Below are 9,199 nucleotides of genomic sequence, written 5' to 3' on the forward strand. Positions count from 1 at the left end.
GATCGCCGCCACGCCGCGGGGGTGCGGCCGGCGGCGCGAGTTCCACGATATGGCGCAGGCCGTCCGCGTCGACGGCGATCACCAATTCGGCGCCGGGAGTCCACGCGCGGTCGGCGATGCCGTCCATCGCGCCCGAAACAGGTTGGGGGCAGCGCAAATCCGTGATCACGTCACTGCTGCGATACCGATGTACGCCGGCACGGCCCTCGGCATCGACAACCAATCGCACCCGAGTGCGCCACCCCACCTCGAGCGCCTCGCCGCCGGGGACGACCACGGTCGCATCCTCGCGGAGCCGGTGATCGGCATCCGGTTCGGACCCGGCCGCCGGCCCGCGGGAGCGTCCCGCACCACCCGCCTCGGATCCGAGACCGGTCTCGCGCACCGGGAGCGTCTCCACGACAATGTCGGTCTCCCAGTGCGCGAGCCGCCGCAACTGCTCGCGGACGACCGACGCCTTCAGGGCACGCTGCGCCTGCGGGGTGGCGAAGGCGAAATCGCAGCAGCCGGCGCCGCCGGGACCCGAGACCGGGCAATTCGGCGCCACGCGGTCCGGCGACGCCTCCAGAATGTCGATCGCCTCGGCGCGGCAGAACGAGCCGCCGCGGTCCTCGGTCACCCGGGCACGCACCAGTTCCCCGGGCAGACCGTGCCGGACGAAGAGCACCCGGCCCTCGTGCCGGGCGACGCAGAAACCACCGTGGCCGGGTGGTCCCAGCCGCACCTGCAGGGTGCGTCCGGACCAGTCCGGCCCGGCACTCACGAACGATCCTCGTAACCGCGGCGAACCGAGCCCGGGGCGTTGACCACTTCGGGGCGGCGTGCCTTGGCCGACGAACTCAGCTGCCACGGCACGCTCGTCACCATCACGCCCGGCTCGAACAGCAACCGGCCCTTGAGCCGCAGCGCACTCTGGTTGTGCAGCAACTGCTCCCACCAGTGGCCGACCACGTATTCGGGGATGAAGACCGTCACCACATCGCGCGGCGAATCCTTGCGCACCCGCTTCACGTAATCCACCACCGGCTTGGTGATTTCGCGGTAGGGCGATTCGATCACCTTGAGCGGCACCGGAATATCGCTGTCGGCCCACTCCCGCACCAGCGCCCGGGTGTCGGGTTCGTCGACGTTGACGGTGACCGCCTCCAGCGTGTCCGGGCGGGTGGCCCGGGCGTAGGCGAGCGCGCGCCGCGTCGGCAGATGCAGTTTCGATACCAGCACGATCGAATGGGTGCGGCTGGGCAGCACCCCGGTGAACTCCTGCTCCTCGAGCTCGCGCCCGACGGTGTCGTAGTGGCGGCGGATCAGCCGCATCAGGCCGAAGATCGCGGCCATGGTGACGATCGCGATCCAGGCGCCGGCGAGGAATTTCGTGATGAGCACGATGATCAGCACGGCGCCGGTCATGGTCAGGCCGATGGCGTTGATGACGCGTGAGCGCAGCATCCGCCGGCGCACCGCCGGATCGGTTTCGGTACGCAACAGCCGCGTCCAGTGCCGCAGCATGCCGGTCTGGCTCAGCACGAACGAGACGAACACACCGACGATGTAGAGCTGGATCAGCCGCGTCACCTCGGCGCCGAACAGGACCACGAACGCGATCGCGGCGCCGGACAGGAACAGGATGCCGTTGCTGAACGCCAGCCGGTCGCCACGGGTGTGCAGCTGCCGGGGCAGGAACCGGTCCTGCGCCAGGATCGAGCCGAGCACCGGGAAGCCGTTGAAGGCGGTGTTCGCGGCCAGCACCAGGATCAGCGCGGTGACGATGGTGATGTAGAAGAAGCCGAGCGGGAAACCGTCGAAGATCGTGTGCGCCAGCTGAGCGACCAGCGTCTTCTGTTCATAGCCGGCCGGCGCCCCGACCAGATCGGACGAGTTCGCCGCGAAGACGACACCGAGCTTGCGCGCCATCAGGATGATGCCCATCAGCAGGGTGACGGCGATGACACCCAGCATCAGCAGTGTCGTGGCGGCATTGCGGGATTTCGGCTTGCGGAACGCGGGCACGCCGTTGCTGATCGCCTCCACGCCGGTCAGCGCCGCACATCCGGAGGAGAACGCGCGCGCGATCAGGAAGGTGAAGGCGATGCCCTGCAGATGCGACTCGTTGCCGTTGAGACCGAATCCGGAGGATTCGGCGTGCAGGTCGTCGCCGAAGACGAAGATCCGTACCGCCCCCCAGGCCAGCATCAGGAAGATCCCGATCATGAAGCCGTAGGTGGGAATCGAGAACGTGGTCCCCGATTCGCGCACGCCGCGCAGATTCATGGCGGTCAGCAGAACGATCGCCGCCACCGCGAACAGCACCTTGTGGGTGGACACGAACGGCACCGCGGACCCGATGTTCGACGCCGCCGAGGAGATCGACACCGCGACGGTGAGGACGTAGTCGACCATCAACGCACTGCCGACGGTGAGCCCGGCCATCGGGCCGAGATTGACCGTCGCGACCTCGTAGTCACCGCCACCGGACGGATAGGCGTGCACATTCTGCCGATAACTGGCGACCACGACCGCCATCACGGTCGCGACCGCCAGCCCGATCCACGGCGTGTAGACGTAGGCGGACAAACCCGCCGTGGACAGCACGAGGAAGATCTCCTCGGGCGCATACGCCACCGACGACAGCGCGTCGGAGGCGAAGACGGGCAGCGCGATCCGCTTGGGCAGCAGGGTATGTCCCAGGGAATCGCTACGGAAAGGGCGGCCGACCACCATACGCTTGACGGCCGTCGTCAACTTGGACACTCGGCACAGCATAAGGGCAGGACCGGATGTGACATAGCGGGCGGTTCACTCGCGTTTCGGTCCCGGCCGATGGGGGAACATGCTGCGGGGAACCGTCAACGGGTACGGTTCCCTCGAGAGGGAACCAGACCGGACACCACGGTTTTCGGCGGAATTGGGGTTGACACGGTGTACGTAGTGATCATGGGGTGCGGCCGAGTCGGCTCCGCATTGGCACGCGCCCTGGTCCGGATCGGCCACGAGGTAGCCGTGATCGACCGGGATCCGGGCGCATTCCTGCGCCTGGGCAAGGACTTTCCCGGGGAGCGGGTCACCGGCGTCGGCTTCGATCGGGGCGTGCTGATCCGCGCGGGCATCGAGCGCGCCGGCGCGTTCGCCGCGGTGTCCAACGGCGACAACTCCAACATCATCTCCGCACGTGTGGCCCGCGAGACCTTCGGGGTGGAACGGGTGGTGGCCCGCATCTACGACGCCAAGCGCGCGGCGGTCTACGAGCGGCTCGGCATTCCCACGATCGCCACCGTGCCGTGGACCACCGACCGGTTCCTGCGCACGCTCACCGGCGACGAAACCACCGCCACCTGGCGCGATCCCACGGGCACCGGCTCGGTCACCGAACTCGTTCTGCACGAGGACTGGTACGGGCGTACCGTGCGGGATCTGGAAGATGCGGTACCGGTGCGGGTGGCCTTCCTGGTCCGCTTCGGGCAGGCGCTGCTGCCCACCAGCAAAACGGTGCTGCAGGCCGACGACACGGTCTACATCGCCGCCGTCTCCGACAAGGTCGGCGAGGCCGTGGCCGTCGCCGCCACCGCCCCTTCGAGCGAGGACAAGTCGTGAACGTAGCGATCGCGGGAGCAGGCGCCGTCGGCCGCTCCATCGCCCAGGAATTGCTGCGGGGCGGGCATCGGGTCACCCTGCTCGAGCGGCGGCTCGACCACATCGACCCGACGGTCGCCGCCTCGGCCGTCTGGATGCACGGCGACGCCTGCGAACTCGAACTGCTCGAGGAAGCGGGCCTGCAGGACTACGAGGTGGTGATCGCGGCCACCGGCGACGACAAGGCCAATCTCGTGTTCAGCCTGCTCGCCAAGACCGAATTCGGGGTGCGCCGCGTGGTCGCGCGGGTCAACGATCCGCGCAACGAGTGGCTGTTCGACGGTTCCTGGGGTGTGGACGTCGCGGTCTCGACACCGCGGCTGCTGGCCTCGCTGGCCGAGGAAGCGGTCTCGGTCGGCGACCTGGTCCGGCTGATGACGCTGCGTCAGGGCCAGGCGAACCTCGTCGAGATCACCCTGCCCACCGACACCGCGCTGGCCGGTCGCGCGGTGCGTACGCTCTCTCTGCCCCGCGACGTCGCCCTGGTGACGATCCTGCGCGGCGGCCGGGTGATCGTCCCCCAGCCCGACGATCCGCTGGAGGGCGAGGACGAGCTGCTGTTCGTGTCCACGGTGGAGGCCGAGGACGAACTGCGCCGCAGTCTGGCCACGGAACCGGCGGGCGCGACTCCCGCCGGCGCGGAGCCGCCCGCGATCTGAATCCGCTCAGGCGGTTTCGGGGAGCAGTTGCGCGCGCAGCTTGGTCAGCGCGCGATGCTGCATGACCCGGACCACGCCGGGACTCGTGCCGATGGCCTCGGCGGTCTGCGCGGCCGTCCAGCCGAGCACGATCCGCATCACCAGCACCTCCCGATGGGCCGGCGCGAGAATCTTCATGAGCTCGCGGGTGGCTTGGCGGCGTTCCAGGTTGAGCGCCAGCTCCTCGGGTCCCGGCGCGGTGGAGGCGGTGTCGGGGAATTCGGCCACCGGATAGGACGGATGCTGCTGGGCGCGGCGGAACGCGTCGGCCACCTTGTTGGCGGAGATGCCGTAGACGAACGCCAGGAACGATTTTCCCTGATCGCGGTAGCGGGGAATCGCGGTGACGGTCGCGATACAAATCTCCTGCGCGATGTCGTCCGCGGTGACGTGCGGATTGTTGCTGCTTCCGACGCGTGCGGCGCAATAGCGGCGCACCAGCGGGTGCACGATCCGGATGATCTCGGTGACCGCGCGCTGGTCGCCCGCGGCGGCCGGGCCGATCAGGCGGTCCAGTTCGGCGGCGGCGCGGCGGCTGTCGGACCCCGCGGGCGCCGATCTCGGCGAACGGACTCCCGCGCCCTTCGCCGGGCCGGGCACCGTCACCGTGTCGTTCTCGGTATCCACCGGGGATCCTCTCGCCGATCGCTACTGACTGACACGATCGTGCGCCGAATCCGGTTCGTGGAATAGATACCCCAGGGGTGGGTTCTGCCCACCCCATCGTTGTCCGCCCCCAGAATCGGGGGCATTACCCGACTCGGAGTCGGTTCGGTCCGCCGATACTGTTCGGCGCGCTATTCGGTGGCCGAGGAGACCGGCATATGGCCGGCACGGCGCACCGCCCACACCGTCACCAGCAGCGCGACCGCGGTCAACGGCCAGCCCATCGCGATGCGGGCGGCGGCCAGCCAGCCGGTGCTGTCGGTGTCGTAGAAATGATTCTGCACCAGGTACCGGGCGCCGAAGACGATCACCCACACCACCGTGGCCAGATCGTAGAGTCGCATCGCGCGCCGATCCGAACGCCAGCTGTGGCCGTGGCCGTTGAGCACACCCCAGATCACGCCGGCCAGCGGCCAGCGCACCAGCAACGACACCAGGAAAACCCCGGCGTAGACCAGACTCGCCCAGATGCCGAAGAGGAAGTAGCCCTTCGCGGCGCCGGTGCGGTGGGCGATGAAGGCGCAGACCGCGACACCGATGAACCCGGAGATCGCCGGCTGGATCGGCGACCGGCGGATCAGCCGCCAGATCAGGACACCGGCGGCGGTGGCCAGCGCCGCCCAGATGGCAGCCGTCAGGCCCCACAGCGTATTGGCGGGGACGAACACCACCACCGGCAGCGTGGAGTAGATCAGTCCGCTGATACCACCGAGTTGTTCGAGCAGCGTCTGCTCGATCTCCTCCTCGCGGTCCTCGCCGGTGTAAGAATCGTCGTCCTCGCCGGCGGCGGGATGACGCGGAGCATCACCGCCGGACTCGCGTAGGCGGTGACGGCCGCGCCCCGCAACGGGGTTCGCGCGGTGTCCGGCCACGGCGGCCGGGTCGGCGCCCTCGTTGTTGTGGGGTATCGGCATACGTCAGGAATTCTCGCGGAGTTCGTAGTAGGGGTTGAACATCACCTTGGCGCCATCGCGTTCACCGATGCGGCCACGGACCAGGATACGGCGTCCCGATTCGACACCGGGTATGCGGCGCCTGCCGATCCATACCAGGGTCACCGCGTCGGTGCCGTCGAAGAATTCGGCCTCCACCGAAGCGCTGGCCGACTTCGGACAGGCCTCCACACTGCGCAATCGCCCCAGCATGGTGACCTCTTCGCCACGTCGGCATTCCGCCGCCCTGCACGCGCCCGACGCTTCGGAGGTCTCCGCCAGCTCCTCCGCATCGAGTACGTCGAGATCGGCCGTCAGACGACGCCCCAGACGCCGGAAATAACCGCTGTCGGGGCCTACCTTGCCCGCGGCACCGGAACCCGCCTTGTTTCCGCCTGTGAAAGGCATCTTGCAACACTTCCTGCACTACAGACGGCGTGGGTCACACGTCGTCGGTTTCCCACACGACCGGCTGATGGGCCGTACACCGCCACTGTAGATGCACCCGGACGCCCTCGCTACGGGAGCCCGGCACCACCGTCACGGCGCTGACCGCACCGTTTGCTGGGTTCCCCGCCGATCCGCGCGCGAACCCTCGGATTCGAGTGGTCGACAACACGTTTTTCTCGCACCGGAAGGGCGGGCCGGACCGCCGGGCTCCGCCGGTGATCGGAGGGGCGCGAGGCTCATCCGGCCCAGCGGCTAGGCTGCGGCCGTGGCAGAACTACCCCGTGCCGGCGGCTCGCGCCCGGCCGTCGTCGTCGCCCTGCCGGGCACCGGATCCGACGCCGACTTCGCCCGGCGAGCGTTCGAACCCGCTTGTGCCGCAATGGATCTGCCGTTCATCGCGGTGGAGCCGCAGCCGCGGGCCGTGGTCGCGAGCTGCCGGGCGGCGCTGGACGAGGCGGCCCTCCTCGGCCCGGTGCTCGCCGCGGGGATTTCGCTGGGCGCCGCGATCGCGGTGGAATGGGCCGGCGCCCACTCGGAATCGGCGTTCGGGGTGGTCGCGGCCCTGCCTGCCTGGACCGGTTCCGATATCGCGGGGTGCCCGGCGGCGCTCAGCGCGGCGAGCACCGCGGCTCAGCTGCGCGCCGACGGCTTGGAACCGGTGATCGAACGGATGCGCGCGGGCTGCCCGGCCTGGCTGGGCCGGGCGCTGACCCAGTCGTGGCGCACGCACTGGCCCGATCTGCCGTCGGCGCTGGAAGAGGCCGCCACCTATGCCTGGCCGGACACGGAATCGCTTGCGGCACTGCGCGTTCCGACCACCGTCGTGGCGGCGGTCGACGATCCGGTGCATCCGCTCGCCGTCGCCGAACAGTGGTACGAGCTGATCCCGCGGGCGCGCATCCACCGCATCACGCTCGACGAGCTCGGCGCCGATCCGGGGATTCTCGGCGCCCGGGGCGTCCCGGACCTGGTCACGCAGGAACTGCGGGCCTGACGGCTTCCGGGCGCCCGGCCGTATCGCGGGCGCCCGGAAGCGGTCAGTTGAGACCGAGTTGCTGCATCGCCGAGCCTTCGGCACCGCGGCGCGGCCCCTGCTGCTCGGCGGTGACCACCGGGAAGGTGCCCGTCGCGGCCGCCTCGGCCGCGGCCGCCTGCGCGGCCAGTGCCTGCTGCTGCGCCTCGACCTGCTGCTGATGCGCCGCGATCAACTGATCGGCGAGTTCCTGCGGCAGCACCACCGGCAACGGTTCCCGCACCGGCATCGGCTCGTCGCCGCGGCGCACCACGGTCTCGGCGAGAATCGCGCGGGCCGCCTCGACCAGCGGGCCGCCCTCGTCGGCGGCGCCCGAGGGCCCCGCCGCCACCAGCCGGACCATCCAGCGGTAACCGTCGACGCCGATGAAGCGCAGGTCGGCGCCCTCGGTCACCGCGTGCAGTTCGCGACCCCACGGCCCGGTCTGCACCGAGACCTGCGCGCCGTCGGCCCGCAGCGATTCCGCCAGATCCGCGGCGACGGTCCGCCACTGGCCCGGCGATTTCGGTGCCGCGTAGGCCGCCACGGTGAGACGTCCGTGCGGGGTCGCGAGATGAACCGCCTGCGGCGTGCCGTCGGGCGTCATCTCCACCTGCAACTGACCGCCGTCGGGGACCGGCAGGAGCACCGAACCCAGATCGAGATGCTGGTCGGAGATCTCGGCGAGAATCTCGGCCACCTCGTCGTAATCGAAGGGCCCGGTCCGCGGTGCGGAATCCTCGCCCTCGCCGGCGTCGCGGTCCTCGTCCTCGTACTCGTCGGCGTCGTATTCGTCGGCGTAGTCGGCGTCGTCGTCGAAGCCCTCGGTGTCGTCGAGACTTTCGGCGTCGTACGCGTCGGCCTCGGCATAGGCCTCCGCACCGGCATATGCGGAATCGTCCACGTAGCCGGGGGTTTCGACGGGATCCTCGGCGTAGGCAGCGGCGTAACCCGGAGTTTCGGCGTACGAGTCGGCGCCGTGCGCACCGGAGGACTGCCGGTAGGGGTCGGCTACCGCGAAACCACCTGTGGCCGGGCCGGATTCGGCGGTGTCGTACCCGCGACCGGCGTAGGGGTCCGGCGCCGCGGCATGCGGCTGCGCGGGCTCGCGATAGCCGGGAGCTTCGACCTCCACCGGGCGATGCCGCCCCGTCTGCGGGTGGCCGTACTCGACGTCACCGGCATCGGGGCGCTGCTGTCCGGGCACGACGGGGTGCCGGCCGGTAACCGTCGGCGCGGGCGTACTCGTCGGCTCCGCGGCGCGTCGCGGCGGAGGTGGAGCCCCGGCGGGTGAGCCGGCCGGCGACGGTCGGCCGGGACCACCCGGACCGCCCGGCGCCGGACGTCCGGGTCCCGGAGGAAGCCGTGGCACCGAGCCCGTCGGGGGCCCGGCCGGGTTCACACCGGGCGGAATCCGCCGGACCGACCCCGTCACCGGACCGCCCGGTGCGGGCGCTGCGCCGGGAATTCTCGGCACGGCACCCGTGCCACCCGGCCCCGGAGGATTGCGTCGAGTCGGGCCCGTACCGGCCGCGGGACCGGGATTGCGCTGCATCGCACCGGAGTCCAGCGGGCCGCCGGGAATCCGCGGTGTGGGTCCGGTACCGGTCGGACCGCCCGGGATCCGAGGTGTTGCACCGGTTCCCGCCGGGCCGCCGGGAATCCGCGGGGTCGCACCGCTCCCGACAGGGCCACCGGGAACGCGCGGGATCGCGCCGGTGCCGACCGGCCCACCGGGGACGCGCGGCATCGCCCCCGTACCCGCCGGGCCACCGGGAATGCGCGGGATCGCGGAGCCACCGGCGTGATCGTCG

The 9,199-nt window shown here is 70.4% G+C and carries 9 protein-coding genes; 3 read left to right on the forward strand and 6 right to left on the reverse strand.

The genetic code is table 11. The annotated features are described in order from the left end of the window. A partial coding sequence (locus NN2_RS38875; RefSeq protein ID WP_245658981.1) for a TRAM domain-containing protein occupies positions 1 to 763 on the reverse strand: 763 nt, incomplete at its 3' end. After that, a complete protein-coding gene (locus NN2_RS35065; protein ID WP_063019520.1) occupies positions 760 to 2,748 on the reverse strand; it encodes an APC family permease in 1,989 nt (662 codons plus the stop codon). The genes NN2_RS35065 and NN2_RS38875, both read right to left, overlap by 4 nt. A gap of 168 nt (positions 2,749 to 2,916) precedes the next feature. Between NN2_RS35065 and NN2_RS35070 the strand changes: the two genes are divergently transcribed. Beyond that, complete coding sequence (locus tag NN2_RS35070) at positions 2,917 to 3,588, forward strand: potassium channel family protein (RefSeq protein ID WP_030517211.1); 672 nt, start codon at positions 2,917 to 2,919, stop codon at positions 3,586 to 3,588. Beyond that, positions 3,585 to 4,286, forward strand: coding sequence for a potassium channel family protein (locus NN2_RS35075; RefSeq protein WP_063019523.1), 702 nt, complete (start codon positions 3,585 to 3,587; stop codon positions 4,284 to 4,286). The genes NN2_RS35070 and NN2_RS35075 overlap by 4 nt, the downstream gene beginning before the upstream one ends. A gap of 6 nt (positions 4,287 to 4,292) precedes the next feature. On the opposite strand, the gene NN2_RS35080 is transcribed toward NN2_RS35075, so the two are convergent. From NN2_RS35080 to NN2_RS35090, 3 genes are all read right to left on the reverse strand, one after another. Beyond that, complete coding sequence (locus NN2_RS35080) at positions 4,293 to 4,952, reverse strand: sigma-70 family RNA polymerase sigma factor (RefSeq protein WP_308248266.1); 660 nt, start codon at positions 4,950 to 4,952, stop codon at positions 4,293 to 4,295. A 170-nt stretch (positions 4,953 to 5,122) separates the two neighbouring features. Further along, positions 5,123 to 5,728, reverse strand: a complete 606-nt coding sequence (locus tag NN2_RS35085; RefSeq protein ID WP_063019529.1) for a DUF3159 domain-containing protein — start codon at positions 5,726 to 5,728, stop codon at positions 5,123 to 5,125. Positions 5,729 to 5,908: 180 nt separating this feature from the next. Next, positions 5,909 to 6,331: an OB-fold nucleic acid binding domain-containing protein gene (locus NN2_RS35090; RefSeq protein ID WP_051756768.1), complete on the reverse strand. Its 423-nt coding sequence runs from the start codon at positions 6,329 to 6,331 to the stop codon at positions 5,909 to 5,911. Positions 6,332 to 6,638: 307 nt separating this feature from the next. Here NN2_RS35090 and NN2_RS35095 point away from each other — a divergent pair, with 307 nt between their 5' ends. Then, a complete protein-coding gene (locus NN2_RS35095; RefSeq protein WP_063019525.1) occupies positions 6,639 to 7,367 on the forward strand; it encodes an alpha/beta fold hydrolase in 729 nt (242 codons plus the stop codon). 43 nt (positions 7,368 to 7,410) lie between these two features. On the opposite strand, the gene NN2_RS35100 is transcribed toward NN2_RS35095, so the two are convergent. Further along, positions 7,411 to 8,289 carry a DUF3710 domain-containing protein gene (locus tag NN2_RS35100; RefSeq protein ID WP_063019531.1) on the reverse strand — a complete coding sequence of 293 codons (879 nt, stop codon included), beginning with the start codon at positions 8,287 to 8,289 and terminating at the stop codon, positions 7,411 to 7,413. Positions 8,290 to 9,199 lie beyond the last annotated feature (910 nt).

The sequence above is a fragment of the Nocardia nova NBRC 15556 genome (genome assembly GCF_001613005.1).
Taxonomy (GTDB): domain Bacteria; phylum Actinomycetota; class Actinomycetes; order Mycobacteriales; family Mycobacteriaceae; genus Nocardia; species Nocardia nova.

What these genes read in the sequence shown, in the direction of transcription:
- NN2_RS35090 (WP_051756768.1), bottom strand. Translation starts at nt 6,331, where the DNA reads ATGCCTTTCACAGGCGGAAACAAGGCGGGTTCCGGTGCCGCGGGCAAG.